General features: G+C 69.3%; 19 protein-coding genes. 8 read left to right on the top strand and 11 right to left on the bottom strand.

All coding sequences use genetic code 11. From position 1 onward, the window contains the following. Window positions 1-32: 32 nt before the first annotated feature. Window positions 33-266, bottom strand: a complete 234-nt coding sequence (locus IE275_RS09290; protein ID WP_147999538.1) for a PTS sugar transporter subunit IIB — start codon at window positions 264-266, stop codon at window positions 33-35. Window positions 267-450: 184 nt separating this feature from the next. Between IE275_RS09290 and IE275_RS09295 the strand changes: the two genes are divergently transcribed. Next, the gene (locus tag IE275_RS09295; protein WP_189709621.1) at window positions 451-1,743 is read left to right on the top strand and encodes a PTS transporter subunit EIIC; all 1,293 of its coding nucleotides are present in this window, start codon (window positions 451-453) and stop codon (window positions 1,741-1,743) included. Between the two features lie 202 nt (window positions 1,744-1,945). After that, window positions 1,946-3,199 (top strand): PTS transporter subunit EIIC, encoded by a 1,254-nt coding sequence (locus IE275_RS09300; RefSeq protein WP_189709623.1) that lies wholly within the window; start codon window positions 1,946-1,948, stop codon window positions 3,197-3,199. Window positions 3,200-3,286: 87 nt separating this feature from the next. On the opposite strand, the gene IE275_RS09305 is transcribed toward IE275_RS09300, so the two are convergent. Next, entirely contained in the window at window positions 3,287-4,039 is a 753-nt protein-coding gene (locus tag IE275_RS09305; protein WP_189709625.1) for an MBL fold metallo-hydrolase, read from the bottom strand. 215 nt (window positions 4,040-4,254) lie between these two features. Here IE275_RS09305 and IE275_RS09310 point away from each other — a divergent pair, with 215 nt between their 5' ends. Further along, the gene (locus IE275_RS09310; protein WP_189709626.1) at window positions 4,255-4,797 is read left to right on the top strand and encodes a type II toxin-antitoxin system PemK/MazF family toxin; all 543 of its coding nucleotides are present in this window, start codon (window positions 4,255-4,257) and stop codon (window positions 4,795-4,797) included. A 15-nt stretch (window positions 4,798-4,812) separates the two neighbouring features. Here IE275_RS09310 and IE275_RS09315 read toward each other — a convergent pair whose 3' ends face one another. The 5 genes from IE275_RS09315 to IE275_RS09330 all read right to left on the bottom strand — a co-directional run bounded on the left by IE275_RS09315 (window position 4,813) and on the right by IE275_RS09330 (window position 8,570). Continuing rightward, complete coding sequence (locus IE275_RS09315; protein WP_189709628.1) at window positions 4,813-5,763, bottom strand: PLP-dependent cysteine synthase family protein; 951 nt, start codon at window positions 5,761-5,763, stop codon at window positions 4,813-4,815. A gap of 15 nt (window positions 5,764-5,778) precedes the next feature. After that, entirely contained in the window at window positions 5,779-6,057 is a 279-nt protein-coding gene (locus tag IE275_RS09320; protein WP_189709630.1) for a MoaD/ThiS family protein, read from the bottom strand. A gap of 127 nt (window positions 6,058-6,184) precedes the next feature. After that, on the bottom strand, window positions 6,185-6,280 hold the full coding sequence (locus tag IE275_RS47215) for a putative leader peptide (RefSeq protein ID WP_373299185.1): 96 nt from the start codon (window positions 6,278-6,280) through the stop codon (window positions 6,185-6,187). A gap of 262 nt (window positions 6,281-6,542) precedes the next feature. Further along, window positions 6,543-7,127 (bottom strand): isochorismatase family protein, encoded by a 585-nt coding sequence (locus IE275_RS09325; protein WP_189709632.1) that lies wholly within the window; start codon window positions 7,125-7,127, stop codon window positions 6,543-6,545. A 102-nt stretch (window positions 7,128-7,229) separates the two neighbouring features. Further along, window positions 7,230-8,570 carry a nicotinate phosphoribosyltransferase gene (locus IE275_RS09330; RefSeq protein ID WP_189709635.1) on the bottom strand — a complete coding sequence of 447 codons (1,341 nt, stop codon included), beginning with the start codon at window positions 8,568-8,570 and terminating at the stop codon, window positions 7,230-7,232. A gap of 65 nt (window positions 8,571-8,635) precedes the next feature. Between IE275_RS09330 and clpS the strand changes: the two genes are divergently transcribed. The 4 genes from clpS to IE275_RS09350 all read left to right on the top strand — a co-directional run bounded on the left by clpS (window position 8,636) and on the right by IE275_RS09350 (window position 11,939). Next, window positions 8,636-8,944 carry an ATP-dependent Clp protease adapter ClpS gene (gene clpS / locus IE275_RS09335; RefSeq protein ID WP_189709637.1) on the top strand — a complete coding sequence of 103 codons (309 nt, stop codon included), beginning with the start codon at window positions 8,636-8,638 and terminating at the stop codon, window positions 8,942-8,944. Window positions 8,945-8,968: 24 nt separating this feature from the next. After that, window positions 8,969-9,577 (top strand): DUF2017 domain-containing protein, encoded by a 609-nt coding sequence (locus IE275_RS09340; protein ID WP_189709639.1) that lies wholly within the window; start codon window positions 8,969-8,971, stop codon window positions 9,575-9,577. A 356-nt stretch (window positions 9,578-9,933) separates the two neighbouring features. Beyond that, window positions 9,934-11,373: an amino acid permease gene (locus tag IE275_RS09345; protein WP_189709641.1), complete on the top strand. Its 1,440-nt coding sequence runs from the start codon at window positions 9,934-9,936 to the stop codon at window positions 11,371-11,373. 143 nt (window positions 11,374-11,516) lie between these two features. Beyond that, window positions 11,517-11,939 carry a M67 family metallopeptidase gene (locus IE275_RS09350; protein ID WP_189709643.1) on the top strand — a complete coding sequence of 141 codons (423 nt, stop codon included), beginning with the start codon at window positions 11,517-11,519 and terminating at the stop codon, window positions 11,937-11,939. Here IE275_RS09350 and IE275_RS09355 read toward each other — a convergent pair. From IE275_RS09355 to IE275_RS09365, 3 genes are all read right to left on the bottom strand, one after another. Further along, window positions 11,933-12,592, bottom strand: a complete 660-nt coding sequence (locus IE275_RS09355) for a DUF11 domain-containing protein (protein ID WP_189709645.1) — start codon at window positions 12,590-12,592, stop codon at window positions 11,933-11,935. The two genes, IE275_RS09350 and IE275_RS09355, sit on opposite strands and share 7 nt — an antisense overlap. 124 nt (window positions 12,593-12,716) lie before the next feature. After that, window positions 12,717-13,049, bottom strand: coding sequence for a hypothetical protein (locus IE275_RS09360; protein ID WP_189709648.1), 333 nt, complete (start codon window positions 13,047-13,049; stop codon window positions 12,717-12,719). Window positions 13,050-13,170: 121 nt separating this feature from the next. Next, the gene (locus IE275_RS09365; protein ID WP_189709650.1) at window positions 13,171-15,522 is read right to left on the bottom strand and encodes an immune inhibitor A domain-containing protein; all 2,352 of its coding nucleotides are present in this window, start codon (window positions 15,520-15,522) and stop codon (window positions 13,171-13,173) included. 352 nt (window positions 15,523-15,874) lie between these two features. On the opposite strand from IE275_RS09365, the gene IE275_RS09370 reads away from it, so the two are divergent. Continuing rightward, window positions 15,875-16,162 (top strand): hypothetical protein, encoded by a 288-nt coding sequence (locus IE275_RS09370; RefSeq protein ID WP_189709652.1) that lies wholly within the window; start codon window positions 15,875-15,877, stop codon window positions 16,160-16,162. 58 nt (window positions 16,163-16,220) lie between these two features. Here the strand turns inward: IE275_RS09370 and IE275_RS09375 are convergent, their stop codons facing one another. Next, on the bottom strand, window positions 16,221-16,961 hold the full coding sequence (locus IE275_RS09375; RefSeq protein WP_189709654.1) for an RDD family protein: 741 nt from the start codon (window positions 16,959-16,961) through the stop codon (window positions 16,221-16,223). Between the last annotated feature and the right edge of the window lie 51 nt (window positions 16,962-17,012).

The following is a 17,012-nucleotide window of genomic DNA, read 5'->3' on the forward strand; positions in this document are numbered from 1 at the left end:
TGCGGGCGGCTAGCCGCGAGCGGGGTGGGGGCTCACATCAGGTCTTCGATCTCGGCGGCGATGGGGTCGGCGTCGGTGCCGATGACGACCTGGATGGCGGTGCCCATCTTGACGACGCCGTGGGCGCCGGCGGCCTTCAGGGCGGCTTCGTCGACGAGCGAGGGGTCGGAGACCTCGGTGCGCAGGCGGGTGATGCAGCCCTCGATCTCTTCGATGTTGTCGATGCCGCCGAGCCCGGCGACGATCTTCTCAGCCTTGCTGGCCATGTTCGGTCTCCCTGAATTCCCTGGTGCGAACCGCTTTGTCGCAGTAACCCACAGTTGGCCCAACTTCGCGAGCGGTCATGTCGTACGTATCGAATGATGGCGTCACGACAGCGGAACCGCCCGGAACTGGTCTACACCACCGGGCGGACGGTCGCCAAGCCCGCCTCCCAGCAGAGGGGATCGGATGAGTGCCGACAGTGCGGTGAGCCCTTCGCGGGCCCGCTGGAACGCCTTGTTCCAGGGTTTGCAGAAGATGGGCCGCAGTCTTCAGCTCCCGATCGCGGTGCTGCCGGCCGCGGGCATCCTCAACCGGCTCGGACAGCCGGACGTGTTCGGGGACGACGGGCTGGGGTGGACGGACGTCTCCAGGGTGATGGCCGGCGCGGGCGGCGCGCTGCTCAACTCGGAGCTGGGGCTGCCGATGCTGTTCTGCGTCGGCGTGGCCATCGGGATGGCGAAGAAGGCGGACGGGTCGACGGCGCTGGCGGCGGTGGCGGGGTTCCTCGTCTACTACAACGTGCTGCGGCAGTTCCCGGAGGACTGCCCCTCGGGGCGGGAGTCGATCCCGAACATCGGCTGCATCGCGTCGGTCGACCAGACGGTGGTGGCGTTCACGTATCAGAATCCCGGGGTGTTCGGCGGGATCGTGATGGGGCTGCTGTCGGCGTTCTTCTGGCAGCGGTACCACCGGACGAAGCTGGTGGACTGGCTGGGCTTCTTCAACGGGCGGCGGCTGGTGCCGATCATCATGTCGTTCGTGGCGATCGCGTTCGCCGCGCTGTGCCTGTGGATCTGGCCGCCGATCGGTGACGCCCTGGAGAGCTTCAGCGACTGGCTGGACGGGCTGGATTCGTGGGGCGCCGGCATCTTCGGTGTGGCGAACCGGGCGTTGCTGGTGATCGGTCTGCACCAGTTCCTGAACGTGCCCATCTGGTTCCAGTTCGGCAGTTACACCAAGCCGGACGGCACGGTGGTGCACGGTGACATCAACATGTTCCTGGCGGGCGACCCGGACGCGGGGCAGTTCACCTCCGGCTTCTTCCCGATCATGATGTTCGCGCTGCCGGCGGCGGCGCTGGCGATGACGCACTGCGCGCGGCCGGACCGGCGCAAGGAGGTCGGCGGGCTGATGCTGTCGGTGGCGCTGACGTCGTTCGTCACCGGGATCACGGAGCCGATCGAGTACTCGTTCCTGTTCGTCGCGCCGCTGCTGTACGCGGTGCACGCGGTGCTGACGGGTGTGTCGATGGCGGTGACGTGGGGGCTCGGGGTGCACGACGGCTTCAGTTTCTCGGCCGGTCTGATCGACTACGTCATCAACTGGAACCTGGCGACGAAGCCGTGGGCGATCATTCCGATCGGTCTCTGCTTCGCGGCGGTGTACTACGTCATCTTCCGCTTCGCGATCACGCGCTTCGATCTGAAGACGCCGGGACGGGAGCCGGAGGAGGAGCACGAGGACGTCACCAAGGCCTGAACCACTCGACCTTCGGGGCCCTCGGAACACTGTTCCGGGGGCCCTTTCGCATGCCCGGCGCATACCGGGCGAACGTCCAAGATCCGGCACGGCGCGTAGCGCTCCGGTTGCAGTTTTGACGGGTTCCTTATATCGCCTTCACCGTGCTACAACATGGTCTACACCACTGAGTGGTGTAGACCATCACCGATGGAGGAAGTCTATGAGCACCGCCACCGAGCCCACGGCGGCCCCCACGAAGAAGTGGGCATCGACCCTGTTGCAGGGTCTGCAGAAGGTCGGTCGCAGCCTGCAGCTGCCCATCGCCGTACTGCCCGCGGCCGGCATCCTGCTGCGCCTCGGTCAGCCCGACGTCTTCGGCAAGGACGGTCTGGGCTGGGGCAAGGTCGCGGATGTGTTCGCCACCGCCGGCGACGCCGTCTTCGCCAACCTGCCGCTGCTGTTCTGTGTCGGCATCGCAATCGGCTTCGCCAAGAAGTCCGACGGCTCGACCGCGCTGGCCGCCCTGGTCGGCTTCCTGGTCTACAAGAACGTGCTGACCGCGTTCCCGATCTCCGAAGCGGAGGTCACCAAGGGTGCGGACGTCGCCGCCACCTACAACGACCCCAAGGTCCTCGGCGGCATCGTCATGGGCCTGATAGCCGCCGTCACCTGGCAGCGTTTCCACCGCACCAAGCTTCCCGACTGGCTGGGCTTCTTCAACGGCCGCCGTCTGGTGCCGATCCTCATGGCCTTCATCGGCACCGCCGTCGGCGTCTTCTTCGGCCTGGTCTGGGAGCCCATCGGTGACGTGATCACCAACTTCGGCGAGTGGATGACCGGCCTCGGCGCCGTCGGCGCGGGCATTTTCGGCGCCATCAACCGCGCGCTGCTCCCCGTGGGTATGCACCAGTTCGTCAACACGGTGGCCTGGCAGGAGATCGGCTCCTTCAAGGACCCCTCCGGTGCGGTGTGGCACGGCGACCTGCCGCGCTTCTTCCACGGCGACCCGACCGCCGGCCAGTTCATGACCGGCTTCTTCCCGATCATGATGTTCGCCCTCCCGGCCGCCGCCCTGGCGATCACGCACGCCGCCCGCCCTGAGCGCCGCAAGGCCGTCGGCGGCATGATGATCTCTCTCGCGCTGACCTCGTTCGTCACCGGCATCACCGAGCCGATCGAGTTCGCGTTCATGTTCATCGCCCCGGCGCTGTACGTCATCCATGCGCTGCTCACCGCGCTCTCGATGGCCGTCACCTGGGCCCTGGGCGTGCACCACGGCTTCAGCTTCTCGGCCGGCGCCATCGACTACTTCCTCAACTGGAACCTCGCCACCAAGCCCTGGATGATCATCCCGGTCGGCCTGGTCTTCGCCGCGATCTACTACGCGGTCTTCCGCTTCGCGATCACCAAGTGGAACCTCCCCACCCCGGGCCGTGAGCCCGAGGAGGAGGTCGAGGACCTCACCAAGGCGTAGGCCTCGGCTCACCTCCGCACGACGAAGGCCCCCGGACCGCTCCGGGGGCCTTCGTCGTTCGCCGTACGCCTGAACCTCGTACGGCGCTCAGATCTCGTACGTCACCCTCGGCGCCGCCAGTTCCACGGGCCCGTCGTAGGCCGCGCGGGCGTCGGCGAGGTTGATCTGGGGGTCGGTCCACGGGGGGATGTGGGTGAGGACCAGGCGGCGGGCGCCTGCCCGGCTCGCCGTCTCGCCCGCTTCGCGGCCGTTGAGATGCAGGTCGGGGATGTTCTCCTTGCCGTGCGTGAAGGCGGCCTCGCACAGGAAGAAGTCGGTGTCGCGGGCCAGTTCCTCCAGCGCCGGGCTGAGGCCGGTGTCACCGGAGTAGGTCAGCGACCGGCCGCCGTGTTCGACCCGGATGCCGTACGCCTCCACCGGATGGGCGACGCGTTCGGTGTGGACCGTGAACGGGCCGACGTCGAAGGTGGACGGCTTGACCGTGTGGAAGTCGAAGACCTCGCTCATGGAGGAGGCCGACGGCGTGTCGGCGTAGGCGGTGGTCAGCCGGTGTTCCGTGCCCTCGGGTCCGTAGACCGGGATCGGAGCGCAGCGGCCGCCGTCGTGCCGGTAGTAGCGCGCCACGAAGTACGCGCACATGTCGATGCAGTGGTCGGCGTGCAGATGACTCAGGAAGATCGCGTCGAGGTCGTAGAGACCGCAGTGGCGCTGCAACTCGCCCAGGGCGCCGTTGCCCATGTCGAGTAGCAGCCTGAAGCCGTCGGCCTCGACGAGGTAGCTCGAGCAGGCCGATTCCGCGGACGGGAACGACCCCGAGCAGCCGACGACGGTGAGCTTCATAAAGCAGAAACCTCCGCTGGCGGGAAACGAGAGATATGGGGCGACGGGGGTCGTGCGGTGCGTCGAGCGTAAGGCGCAAAACGCCGGGTCGCTCCTCCGCCAAGGTCGGTTGTGTGCGAACTCACCTGTGCTGTCACCGGTTCGGATGGAACCGGGGCGTGTGGGGGTCCTGAGAGGGCGCGCGTCGTCGTGCGCGCGCCGGTAACGTCGTCCTCATGGACACGTCCTGGTGGCTGGCGCTCGCGGCGGTGGTACTGCTGGCGCTGCTCGCCACGCTCGTCGACGGCTGGGGACGCGGTCACCGTCCGGCGGGACGCAGGTCCCGGCCGCCGGGCCGGCCGGACCGGTCGCGGGGCGCCGTGGGACGGCCGCAGCCGGCGGAGATCTGGTGGGCGGACGTGCCGTTCGAGGACGGGCCGGACGCGGCGGGCGCCGCGCGCCGGGGGTCCCCCCGGGCTTCCGGCACCGGGCGAGCGCCGGGCGGGGCGCCGGTGGGCGGACGGCGGGCGAAGGACCGGCCGTGTCTGGTGCTCGGGGTGCGGGGCGACCAGGTGACGGTCGCGAAGATCACCAGCAAGTACCACGACGAGCGGGCCGGGGTGATCCCGCTGCCGCCGGGTGCCGTCGGCGACGCCCAGGGGCGGCCGAGCTTCCTGGAGACGGACGAGCTGCGCCAGGTCCCGCTGGGCGACTTCCGCCGTCGGGTGGGGGTGGTGGACCCGGTCCTGTGGGACCAGGTCCGTCACCTCGCTACCTGAGGCCTCCCCTGTGGATCAGGCCCAGAGCTGGCCCTGGAGGGTCTCGATGGCCTCCTCGGTCGTGGCCGCGGTGTAGACGCCCGTCGACAGGTACTTCCAGCCGCCGTCGGCCACCACGAAGACGATGTCGGCGCTCTCGCCGGCCTTCACGGCCTTCTTGCCGACGCCGATCGCGGCGTGCAGCGCGGCGCCGGTGGAGACGCCCGCGAAGATGCCCTCCTGCTGGAGCAGCTCCCGGGTGCGGGTGACCGCGTCCGCCGAGCCGACCGAGAAGCGGGTGGTGAGGACGGAGGCGTCGTACAGCTCCGGGACGAAGCCCTCGTCGAGGTTGCGCAGGCCGTAGACCAGGTCGTCGTAGCGCGGCTCGGCGGCGACGATCTTGACGTCCGGCTTGTGTTCGCGCAGGAAGCGGCCGACGCCCATCAGGGTGCCGGTGGTGCCGAGACCGGCGACGAAGTGGGTGACGGAGGGGAGGTCGGCGAGGATCTCGGGGCCCGTCGTCGCGTAGTGGGCGCCCGCGTTGTCCGGGTTGCCGTACTGGTAGAGCATCACCCAGTCGGGGTGCTCGGCGGCGAGTTCCTTGGCGACGCGTACGGCGGTGTTGGAGCCGCCCGCGGCCGGGGAGGAAATGATCTCGGCGCCCCACATGGCGAGCAGGTCCCGGCGTTCCTGCGAGGTGTTCTCGGGCATCACGCAGACGATGCGGTAGCCCTTGAGCTTCGCCGCCATGGCGAGGGAGATGCCGGTGTTGCCGCTCGTCGGTTCGAGGATGGTGCAGCCGGGGGTGAGCCGGCCGTCCTTCTCCGCCTGCTCGACCATGTGCAGGGCGGGGCGGTCCTTGACCGAGCCGGTGGGGTTGCGGTCCTCCAGCTTCGCCCAGATGCGGACGTCGGCGGACGGCGAGAGCCGCGGCAGGCGCACCAGAGGGGTGTTGCCCACCGCGGCCAGCGGGGAGTCGTAACGCATCGTCGGTCAGCGGGCCTAGGCCATGCCGCCGGCCACGGCCGGCAGGATCGTCACGGTGTCGCCGTCGGTCAGCTTGGTGTCGATGCCGTCGACGAAGCGGACGTCCTCGTCGTTGAGGTAGACGTTGACGAAGCGGCGCAGCTTGCCGTCGTCCACAATGCGGGCGTGGATGCCCGCATGCCGGGTCTCGAGGTCGGTGAACAGGTCGGCGAGGGTCTCACCACTGGCCTCCACCGCCTTCTGACCGTCGGTGTACTGCCGGAGGATGGTGGGGATGCGGACCTCGATGGCCATGGCTCAGGGCTCCTGTCGGAAGGTGTGGGCAGCGCGGGTGCGTCGTGTGAGGCTCCCCCACGCTCGGATTCGCTCGCGCGGGGGCACCCCGGGCTCACGGCCGTACGGCGGCAGAGCAATGCGGGCGTCAACAGATGGCGCTGGCGAGCCTGCACAGGTCGACGTGCAGCCGCGCCACGAGCAGTACGCCCGGCGTCTTCGTGCTCACGTCGTGGGAAACCATGGGCTCATCGTATCGATTCCCGGTCCGCCTCCTGGAATGTGATCCCATATCGTGGACGATGTCCGGCCGGGGAGTGAGACCCCCCTCCGGCGGGGGTCACGCATCTCGGCCGAGGGACCTGCCCTCCCGCGCCATCCGCGGGACCGGCGACACCCACGAGACCAGCGGGACCAGCGGGACCAGCGGGACGCGCGAGGCCCCCGGGACGCGCCAGACCAACGGGACGCGCAACGAAACGCGCGAGGCGTCGGCCGACCCGGTCTCAGACGACCGGCTTGCCCGTCAGCTCCACGCCCGCCTGTCGCAGCTCCTGAAGGGCGCGGTCCGTGGTCTGTTCGGCCACGCCGGCCGTGAGGTCGAGCAGGACGTGGGTGCGGAAGCCCTCGCGGACCGCGTCCAGGGCGGTGGCGCGCACGCAGTGGTCGGTGGCGATGCCGACGACGTCGACCTCGTCGACCTGGCGGGCCCGCAGCCAGTCGCCCAGCTTCACGCCGTTCTCGTCGGCGCCCTCGAAGCCGCTGTAGGCGGCCGCGTAGGCGCCCTTGTCGAAGACGGCGTCGACGGCGCCGGAGGCGACGGCGGGCGCGAAGTTCGGGTGGAAGCCGACGCCCTCGGTGCCGGCGACGCAGTGCGCCGGCCAGGAGCGGACGAAGTCCGGGTTGTCGGCGAAGTGCCCGCCGGGCGCGATGTGGTGGTCACGCGTGGCCACCACGTGCCGGTACCCGGCGGGGGCCTGCCCGATCAGTTCGGTGATCGCGGCGGCCACATCGGCACCCCCGGCCACCGCGAGACTGCCCCCCTCGCAGAAGTCGTTCTGCACGTCTACGACGATCAAGGCGCGGCGCATGGGCGGTGTCCTTCGACTCAGGGTGAAGTAAGCAAGCCTAGAGAGTTTGCGGGCCGTACGGGAGGGGGCGTCACCCGGCGGGCACCGGGCAGCCCTGCGGTGTCAGGGCCGCACGTGGACGTACTCCGTCGGCAGGACCGGTTCGCCGCGGGAGAGCTGGGTCGCGGAGAGGGGGAGGTTCGCGCGGGCCGCCGTGTGACGGTCGCGGACGGCGTCGAGGGGCTCGCGGGCGACGACCTCACCGCCCTCGACCAGCTCCACCAGCAGCTGCCGGTCGGCCAGCTCGGCGGGCACCGCGCCGGTGCCGACGACCTCGGCCTGCGCGACGCCGTCGTCGTCCAGCCGCCGTGCGGCCCACTTGCGGCCGCCGATGGAGGTCTTGCCGCCGGTCGACTTCTTCGCCACCGGCACCAGGGGTGCCCTCGGGTCGGCGGACTCGGCGCGCGCGACCAGCTTGTAGACCATGGAGCAGGTGGGGTGCCCGGAGCCGGTCACCAGCTGGGTGCCGACGCCGTACGCGTCCACGGGCGCCGCGGCCAGCGAGGCGATGGCGTACTCGTCGAGGTCGGAGGTGACGATGATCCGGGTGTTCGCGGCGCCCAGCTCGTCCAGCTGGTGGCGCACCCGGTGGGCGACGAGCAGCAGGTCGCCGGAGTCGATGCGGACCGCGCCCAGCTCGGGCCCGGCCACCTCCACCGCCGTCCGGACGGCCTCGGCGACGTCGTAGGTGTCGACGAGCAGCGTGGTGCCCCGGCCCAGCGAGTCGATCTGGGCCCGGAAGGCGTCCCGCTCGACGTCGTGCAGCAGGGTGAAGGCGTGGGCGCTGGTGCCCACGGTGGGGATGCCGTAGCGGAAGCCGGCGGCGAGGTCGGAGGTGGTGGCGAAGCCGCCGATGTAGGCGGCGCGGGAGGCGGCGACCGCGGCGAGTTCGTGGGTGCGGCGGGCGCCCATCTCGATCAGCGGCCGGTCGCCGGCGGCCGAGGACATCCGGGAGGCGGCGGCCGCGATCGCGGAGTCGTGGTTGAGGATCGACAGGATCACGGTCTCCAGCAGCACGCACTCGGCGAAGGAGCCCTCGACCCGCATGAGCGGTGAGCCGGGGAAGTAGACCTCGCCTTCCGGGTAGCCCCAGATGTCACCCGAGAAGCGGTATCCGGCGAGCCAGTCCAGGGTCACCTCGTCGACGATCCCCCGCTCGCGCAGGAAGCCGAGGACGTCCGCGTCGAAGCGGAAGTTCTCGACGGCGTCCAGGACCCGGCCGGTGCCCGCGACGACGCCGTAGCGCCGGCCTTCCGGCAGGCGCCGGGTGAAGACCTCGAACACGCTGCGCCGCTCGGCCGTACCGGCCTTCAGGGCGGCTTGCAGCATCGTCAGCTCGTACTGGTCCGTGAAGAGCGCCGTAGAGGGAACTTCCACCGGCAGCCCAAGGTCCGCTGTGTTCATGGCAGGCATGCTACACCCCTTTGCGTCAGTGTGACGATTTGTGGGGCCCGTGGCAGCATGGCCATGTGACGTCACCCGCGCCCCTTGAGATCGAACGCACCGAGTCGGCGGAGGAGGTCTTCGCCGTACCCGAGCCGGACGTCCCCTGGGTCACGATCGTCCACAACGACCCGGTCAACCTGATGAGCTACGTGACGTACGTCTTCCAGACGTACTTCGGCTACACCAAGGACAAGGCCACCAAGCTCATGCTCGATGTCCATCACAAGGGCCGGGCGGTGGTCTCCAGCGGCTCCCGCGAGGAGATGGAACGCGACGTCCAGGCCATGCACGGCTACGGACTGTGGGCCACCCTCCAGCAGGACCGGAAGTAGGACCGGGAAGTAGCCTCCTCTGTGATGCCTGGACACTTCGAACCGCTTCCCGGCGGCGGCGCGGCCGTCGCGCTCGACGACGTCGAGATCTCGATCATCCGGTCGCTGGCCGTGCAGCTCCTGGAGCTGATCGGCCCCGGCCCCGCCGAGGACGCCCCGGACGACCCCTTCGCCGAGCTGTTCGCCGAGGGGCCGACCGAACCGCCGGCCGATCCGGTGCTGCGCCGGCTCTTCCCGGACGCGTACACCGATCCGGAGCACACCCCGGGGCCGCAGCAGGCGGACGAGCAGAAGGCGCACTCCGCCGAGTTCCGCCGCTACACCGAGAACGACCTGCGGGCCGGCAAGCGCGAGAACGCCCTCGCGGTGGTCCGCTCGCTGGACGCGCTGGCCTCCGAGTCGGCCGGCGAGGGCGGGGCGGTGCTGAAGCTGTCGCCCGCGGAGTCCCAGCAGTGGCTCCGCGCGCTCAACGATCTGCGGCTCGCGATCGGCTCCCGTCTGGAGATCACCGACGAGGACGACACCGACCTGCTCTACCGGCTGCCGGACGAGGACCCGCGCAAGCCGATGGTGATGGCGTATCTGTGGCTCGGAGGGCTCCAGGAGACCCTCGTGACCACCCTTATGCCCTGATTCCTTCACCTTTCAACGAGCGTGACGTTCGCTCAGGGGACGCTCAAATCCGGATAACGATCGCGTCACCGCGTCGGCCGGGAGTGCCCGACTAGTGTCCGCTTCCTCCTCTTCTTCCTGTGCTCTGCGCCACACGTCATTCAGGCGATCTCTGTTGCGGCCGTGATAAATCTTCACGACCGCCCGGCGAACACCACCCGAATGTTCGGCCGGGTGCGCCACCGAGCCGACCATCGTCGGCCAGGCACGGGCGAGGCTCCACGAGTCCGCCCAGCTCCATCATTCCGGGGGGATCGAAACCCGATCCGGGGCCGACGAGAGGCCTGGGTCGGCATGGAGAAAGGCGCACCACACTCATGACCTCCGCTCAGGTCGACACGGAGAAGAACGGCGCGGACAACGCGCCCGAAGAGGGGTACGAGCGAGGACTCGGCAGCCGCCAGGTCCAGATGATCGCGATCGGCGGCGCCATCGGCGTCGGCCTCTTCCTGGGAGCCGGGGCGAACATCGCCAAGGCCGGCCCCAGCCTCATCCTGATGTACGCCCTCGCCGGCGCCATCGTCTTCTTCATCATGCGCGCGCTCGGCGAGCTGTTGCTCTACCGGCCCGTCTCGGGCTCGTTCGCGGAGTACTCCCGCGAGTTCCTCGGCCCGTTCTTCGGCTACTTCACCGGCTGGACGTACTGGCTGATGTGGGTGGTCACCGGCATGGCCGAGCTCACGGCCGCCGCGATCTACGTCCACTACTGGTTCCCGGACGTCCCGCAGTGGGTGACCGCCCTGGTCTTCCTGGTGATCCTCTTCGGGGTCAACCTGATCTCCGTGAAGGTCTTCGGCGAGCTCGAGTTCTGGTTCTCGATGGTCAAGGTCACCGCGCTGATCGGCATGATCGTGATCGGCCTGGGCGTCCTCACCTTCGGCTTCAGCTCGGCCGGCGACACCGCCGCCGTCTCCAACCTCTGGGCCTTCGACGGCTTCTTCCCCAAGGGCATCGGCTCGTCCCTGATGACCCTCCAGGGCGTCATGTTCGCCTACCTCGCCGTCGAGCTGGTCGGTGTCACGGCGGGCGAGTCCGAGGACCCCGAGAAGACCCTCCCGAAGGCCATCAACACGCTTCCGTGGCGGATCGCGCTGTTCTACGTCGGCGCGCTCACCGTCATCCTCTGCGTGGTCAAGTGGACCGAGTTCGCGCCGGGCGTGAGCCCCTTCGTCGCCGCCTTCGCCAAGATCGGCATCCCGGCGGGCGCGGGCATCGTGAACTTCGTCGTCCTCACCGCCGCCCTGTCCTCCTGCAACTCCGGCATGTACTCCACGGGCCGCATGCTGCGGAACCTGGCCGACAGCGGCGAGGCCCCGGCGGTCTTCAGGAAGCTTTCCTCGACCAAGACCCCGGCCTTCGGCATCGCGGTCTCCGTCGCCTTCATGGGCATCGGCGTGGTCCTGAACTACGTCGTCCCGGAGAAGGCCTTCGGCTACGTCATGTCCGTCGCCACCGCGGCCGGCATCTGGACCTGGCTGATGATCCTGATCAGCCACGTCCTCTACCGCCGCGCGGTCGACGCGGGCCGGCTGCCCGCCTCGTCCTTCCCGGCACCGGGCGGCGCGGTGTGCAGCTGGATCGCCATCGTGTTCCTGCTCTTCGTCACCTGCCTGATCGCGTACGACGCCGACTCGCGCGTCTGTCTGTACGTGATGGCGGGCTGGGCCCTCGCCCTCGGCGCCGGCTGGTTCGTCCTCAAGCGCCGCAACCCGCAGATCACCGACCGCGGCGAGCGGAAGCTCCAGAAGGCCGGCTGACCGGCCCCACGGGCCATCCGGGACGCCCGGCCGCAGGGAGCACTCGTGGCGCCCCCTGCGGCCGCCGCTCAGGGCGTCCGCGATGTGGGCCGTTCCGTACCGCACCTCGGTACGGAACGGCCCCTTTGCTTATCCTGGCGACCATGTTGACCATCACCCAGGACCTCGTCGACCAGATCGTGGCGCACGCGCGCAAGGACCACCCCGACGAGGCGTGCGGCGTCGTCGCGGGCCCGGAGGGCTCGGACCGCCCCGAGCGCTTCGTCCCGATGCTGAACGCGGCCATGTCGCCGACGTTCTACGAGTTCGACTCCGGCGACCTCCTCAAGCTCTACCGCGAGCTGGACGACCGCGACGAGGAGCCGGTGGTCATCTACCACTCCCACACGGCCACGGAGGCCTACCCGTCCCGCACGGACATCTCCTACGCCAACGAGCCGGGCGCCCACTACGTGCTGGTGTCGACGGCCGACACGGACGGCGGCGGCGAGTTCCAGTTCCGCTCGTTCCGGATCGTGGAGGGCGTGGTGACGGAGGAGGAGGTCACGATCGTGGCGGCCTACTGATCCGTCGACGGCGCGTTCACCGCGAAGCCCTGGTTGCTGACGTTGGCGGCGCCGGGGCTGTTGATGTTGCTGTTCGTGGTGATGTTGTTGAACATCGGGATCACGCCGTTGAGGGTCACGGGGAGGACAGGGCCTCCGCCGTCACCGCCGCCGTTGCAGTCGGGGCCGGTGATCTCGGTCGGGTCGCTCACCGTGGCGCCGGCGAGACTTCCGCGCCCGATCACGGAGGCGGTGTTGGTGATCGCGCAGGGAGCGTTGGCGGCGACGGCCACGGTGATGTCGGCCGAGTAGCTGTCACCGGGCTCCAGCACGCCCGAGAGGCAATCGGCCCTCTTGGGATCGATGACGAGACAGCCCCCTTCGAACACGGGAGGTGAAGAGACCAGGACCGCGGAGACGGCGGTGAGCCCTTCGGGAAGGATGTCCGTCATCTCCGTCCCCGACTCGGAGGTCGGTTCGTCCCCGGCGTTGGTGACCACGATGTGGTAAACCCCCTGCCCGCCCTGGGTGAAGGTCCCCGTGTGGGTCTTGGTGATGGTCAGCTGTACCTGCGCGTACGCGGGAGTGACCCCCACGGCGAACGGCAGGGCGATGCCGAGCCCCAGGGCGGTGCCGAATACGGCGAGGCGGCGCTTGAGCGTGTGGACGGCCATGAGGCTCTCCCCTGTCGAGTGGGGTCCGTCGTGACGGACGTCTGCACACGCAGGAACAACGCCGGGCACGGCCCGAACACGGGCGGCGCGGCCGCATCACCCGATCGCCGCACTCACCTCACGCCTATGCCGCGGCCCCCCTCAGCAGGGACCTGATCGGCCGCCACAGCTCCGGAGCGGTGGTGACGACACCGTTGTCAGGGGTGGCTCTCCATATCAGGCCGTCCGGGTGGTGCAGGACCGCCGTGATCTCGTCCGGCGTCGGCGGGGCCGCGTTCCCGCGCAGGTACACCGCGCGCAGGCCGAGGTTGCGGAGCCTGGTCAGGGCCCGGGCCCGGTTCTGGGCGTGGACGAGCACACGGACCCCGAAGTCCGGATCGACGGCGGTGGGCCTGGGCAGGTTCAGCGCCACCACCACCCTGCCGTCGGGCAGCTTGCAGAAGCCTCCTGCGGCCATGCGGTCACACCCCCGTGTGCATCGGTGTCAATAAGGAAGTCACAGCACGCACCTAAACACGACCGGCGGCAACCCGCCAAGGGGTTGCCGCCGATACGCTTCTGACCTGCGAAGATACGAGCTACTTCGCCGAGGGGCCGACCTTCACCGTGATCGTCGAGCCGCTCAGGGGCTCACTGACGATCTTGATCGAGGTGTTGGTGTCAGTGACCTTGACGCCCGCGAGCGGGGTCGTCGCGTCGTAGTACGTCGACTTGCCGTCGTCGAAGACCGGGACGCCCGGACGCGACTTGATCTTGACCGCGGCGTCCGCCCTGTGCAGCGTGATCGCGTCCGTGCGGTACCAGCTGAAGGGCGAGTCGAAGCTCTGAAGACGGGCGTTCATCACGCTGCCGTCGGCCCACTTCAGCGGGGTCGGGTGCGAGTCGACCGGGAGGATCAGGCCCTCACCCGGGTGCTGGCTGGTGTTGTCGTCGGCCTGGGAGGTGTCCCACTTCCAGATCAACAGGCCGTTCTGGTACGGGTAGTGCTCCACCCAGTCCGGACGGGTCGTCGAGAAGCCGAAGTTGTACGGGCCGACCTTGAGGGTCTTGTCGTACGACACGTACTGGCGGTTCTCGGCGATGTAGTACTGCGCGTAGTCGTCCGTGATGGACGCGCCGATGCGCGAGAAGCCGTTCGCCGTCCAGGCGGCGTCCGCGCTCTCCGCGTTGTCGGAGAACAGCGCGGCGCCGTCCGCCGTCACCGTGATCTCGTCGGCCGCGAAGCCCTTCTGGGCCACGCCGCCGTCGGTGGCGTAGCGGAAGCGCAGGCTGATCTGCTTGCCCGCGTAGGCGTTCAGCGGGAACGTCAGCTTCTGGTAGGCGGCCACCGTGCCGGTGAGGGCCGGCTTGCCACTGCCGTCGCGCGGGATCGCCGTGCCGTCGGCCAGGGTGCCGTCGATCGGCGTGTAGCTGGCGCCGCCGTCCGTGGAGACCTCGGTGTAGAGGTAGTCGTAGTCGGTCTCGATGTCCCACCAGCCGTCGAGGGTCAGGGACGCCGACGTCTTGCCGGTCAGGTCGACCGAGCGGGTGAGGGTGTTGCGCAGGTCGTCACCGCTGCCGCTCCACCACTGCGTGGCACCCTGCGCCGGGGCGACCACCTCGGTGGTGACCTCCTTCTCCGGCAACTGGACCACGAGAGCCTGGGCGTTCTTGGTGTTGTACTCCGCCACGCCCAGCTTGTGGGTGGACTTCTTGCCCGCCGCGGCGACGTCGTAGTCCAGCCAGCCGAGCTGGAGCTTGTCCCAGGCGTTCATGTCGCCGGGGAGGTCGCCGATGGCCTCCTTGCCGGTGCCGAGCCAGGAACCGGAGGACATCAGGGTCCAGAAGCCGGTGGAGTTCTCGCCGCCGCCGGAGGTGTCGTACTCGTCCGGCAGACCGAGGTCGTGACCGTACTCGTGGGCGTAGACGCCGAGTCCGCCGTTCTCCGGCTGGATGGTGTAGTCGCCGACCCAGATGCCGGTGTCGCCGACCTGGGCGCCGCCGAGCTTGTTGGTGTCCGGGCCGGTGGAGCCGGCGTCGGTGCCGAAGGCGTACCAGCGGTGGGCCCAGATGGCGTCCGCGCCCTGGGCGCCGCCGCCCGCGGACTCGTCCTCGCCGGCGTGCACGATCTGGAAGTGGTCGATGTACCCGTCGGGCTCGTTGAAGTTGCCGTCGCCGTCGAAGTCGTAGCGGTCCCACTGGTCGAACTCGGCCAGTTCCGCCTTGATCTGGGCGGGCGTGGCGCCCGCGGCCTTGCGCTCGGCGACCCAGGCGTTGACGCCGTCCTGCACCGCGTACCAGGCGCCGGTGGAGGCGTTGTTGGAGCCGTAACGGGCCTCGTTGTAGGGGACCTTGACCCAGTCGGTCACTTCGCCCTCGACCGAGTAGCGGCCCGAGGACTGCTTCTCGTAGTACTTCTTCAGCGACTCGGTGTTCTTGCCGGTGCCGAAGTACAGGTCCTGGAAGTGCTTCTGGTCGTAGTCCGCCTGCCAGGCCGTGCTGTTGTCCTTGGTGCGGTCCGGCGCGGCGATCTGGTTGTGCAGCGGGCCGACCGTGCCGCCGTAGCGGGGGTCGACCTGGTCGCCGAACTCGACGAGGATCGTGAAGATCTTGTCGGTCTTCTCGCGGCCCAGCTCGACGTACTTGCTGTCGCCCTTGCGGCTCTTGAGCTGGACGACCTGCGAGCCGTTCCGGTTCTTGACCGACGCCTCGCCGGATATGACCTGCTGGAGGGCCTCCGCGCGCTGAGCCTCCTGCGTCTTGCTGAGCGGGCCGTCGAAGTCGTGCTCCTTGGCCTTGGCCGGCTGCGGGTCCTGCCGGTCCACCGCCGCGGCTGCGGGCGCACCGCTCTCGACGGCCTGCGCCACGGCGAACGTCGAGAACGTCGCCGACGCCGCCGCAAGGGCAACGACCGTCGCGGCCGTCCTGAACGTCCAGGTTCTACTCGTCACTTGAAGCCTCCCTCACGCGCCCGTTCGCGCGGAAGGAGGAATCCCCTGTCAAGGAAGGTCCGCGCGCTGTTATACGCGTGTAGTCAAGTGACGCCATTTGACTACTGGTTGGGAAGAAAAGACAGACCTTGACTTGGACAAGTCAACTGCATTATTGGGAGCCGGTGTTCGCATTGCGGACATGTGGCCGTAACGTGAAGGGCGCGTGGAGCCGTCCACTTGGCGGACTCCATGACTCCGTGCGCCCCCTGTGCACCGGTACCGTGGGTTAGGTCACGCTTACCGTTCGTTCCACTCGGGCATGCAGGCGAATAGAGTCGAGATCTCCCCCGCATCCGAGGACCTGATTGCCATGCCTCGTCCGACTGTCGCACAGCTCACGTACGGTTCCTGCACCGTCATCTTCTCGACGCTCGCCATGCTGCTGCTGTCACAGACGAGTTCCGGCCCCGGGATCGCGGTCATCGCCATCGCCGCGCTCGGACTCGGTCTGCTCGTCGCGATGACGGTACCGGTGCCGCGGCCGTCGCCCGCGCCGCCGGCCCGGCAGGCGAAGCCCGAGGCCGTACCCGTGCCCGTACCTGTACCCGTCTCCGTCGCCGCCGCGCCCGAGCCCGTCCGGGAGCCGACGGCCCCTTGAGCGACCTGCGGAAGGGCCCGCGCCGAACGGCACGGGCCCTTCGGCATGCGCCGGAGCGTCAGGTGATGCCGACCACCACGGTCTTGGCCGCCTTGTCGTGCAGGCCCTGCTTGTACGGCTTGTCGAAGAAGCTCCAGCCGCCGGCGATCGCCGTCCACACACAGGCACAGCAGAACGCGAACGGCACCCAGAGCACCAGGGCGCGGATCAGCGAGGTCTGCACCGAGGGCGTGGAGCCGTTGTCGAGGTTGGCCACCCGCATGCCGAACCATTTCTTGCCGAGGGTCTGGCCGTTGCGGGAGATCAGGATCGTGTCGTACGCGACGTAGAGGATCGCGGTGATCAGCTCGCGCCCGAAGGTCTTGCCGAACTCGAGCTCGTCGGCGTCCACGGTGTACTGGTCGACGCGGAAGACCCAGGCCAGCAGGACGACCACGAGGTAGACCAGGATCATGTCGATGATCCGGGCGAGGGTACGTTTGCCGCTGTCGGCGAGCGGGGGCATGCCGGCCAGCGGATCGGCGGGGTAACCACCGTACGGGTCGCCCCCGTAGGGGCCGCCACCGGCACCGCCGTCGCCACCACCGCCGCCGGTGTACGGCGGGGGCGGTTCCCCGTCGTACGGCCGGTCGTAGGGCGAGCCGCCCTGCCCCGGCCCGGACGCGGGTGGCGGCTCGCCGTGCGGCCGCCCCTCCGAGGGCCCCGGCGGGGGCTGTTGCGGAGGCTGCTGCGGAGGTCGCTTCCGGAACGGGTCGTCCTCCGGCGGGCCGCCGGAGCCGGGGGGCGGTTCGGTGGTCATGGCCCGAGTCGACCGCGAACCCCGCGCCGCCGCATCCGGCGAGCGGCCGTA

Source organism: Streptomyces phaeofaciens (assembly GCF_014648915.1).
GTDB lineage: Bacteria > Actinomycetota > Actinomycetes > Streptomycetales > Streptomycetaceae > Streptomyces > Streptomyces phaeofaciens.

Coding starts and splice junctions, on each gene's coding strand:
- IE275_RS09325 (WP_189709632.1), bottom strand. CDS start 7,127: ATGCGCCGCGCCTTGATCGTCGTAGACGTGCAGAACGACTTCTGCGAG.
- IE275_RS09350 (WP_189709643.1), top strand. CDS start 11,517: ATGTTGACCATCACCCAGGACCTCGTCGACCAGATCGTGGCGCACGCG.
- IE275_RS09370 (WP_189709652.1), top strand. CDS start 15,875: ATGCCTCGTCCGACTGTCGCACAGCTCACGTACGGTTCCTGCACCGTC.
- IE275_RS09345 (WP_189709641.1), top strand. CDS start 9,934: ATGACCTCCGCTCAGGTCGACACGGAGAAGAACGGCGCGGACAACGCG.
- IE275_RS09315 (WP_189709628.1), bottom strand. CDS start 5,763: ATGCGTTACGACTCCCCGCTGGCCGCGGTGGGCAACACCCCTCTGGTG.
- IE275_RS09330 (WP_189709635.1), bottom strand. CDS start 8,570: ATGAACACAGCGGACCTTGGGCTGCCGGTGGAAGTTCCCTCTACGGCG.
- IE275_RS09320 (WP_189709630.1), bottom strand. CDS start 6,057: ATGGCCATCGAGGTCCGCATCCCCACCATCCTCCGGCAGTACACCGAC.
- IE275_RS09360 (WP_189709648.1), bottom strand. CDS start 13,049: ATGGCCGCAGGAGGCTTCTGCAAGCTGCCCGACGGCAGGGTGGTGGTG.
- IE275_RS09300 (WP_189709623.1), top strand. CDS start 1,946: ATGAGCACCGCCACCGAGCCCACGGCGGCCCCCACGAAGAAGTGGGCA.
- IE275_RS09355 (WP_189709645.1), bottom strand. CDS start 12,592: ATGGCCGTCCACACGCTCAAGCGCCGCCTCGCCGTATTCGGCACCGCC.
- IE275_RS09290 (WP_147999538.1), bottom strand. CDS start 266: ATGGCCAGCAAGGCTGAGAAGATCGTCGCCGGGCTCGGCGGCATCGAC.
- IE275_RS09340 (WP_189709639.1), top strand. CDS start 8,969: ATGCCTGGACACTTCGAACCGCTTCCCGGCGGCGGCGCGGCCGTCGCG.
- IE275_RS09310 (WP_189709626.1), top strand. CDS start 4,255: ATGGACACGTCCTGGTGGCTGGCGCTCGCGGCGGTGGTACTGCTGGCG.
- IE275_RS09375 (WP_189709654.1), bottom strand. CDS start 16,961: ATGACCACCGAACCGCCCCCCGGCTCCGGCGGCCCGCCGGAGGACGAC.
- IE275_RS09295 (WP_189709621.1), top strand. CDS start 451: ATGAGTGCCGACAGTGCGGTGAGCCCTTCGCGGGCCCGCTGGAACGCC.
- IE275_RS09305 (WP_189709625.1), bottom strand. CDS start 4,039: ATGAAGCTCACCGTCGTCGGCTGCTCGGGGTCGTTCCCGTCCGCGGAA.
- IE275_RS47215 (WP_373299185.1), bottom strand. CDS start 6,280: ATGGTTTCCCACGACGTGAGCACGAAGACGCCGGGCGTACTGCTCGTG.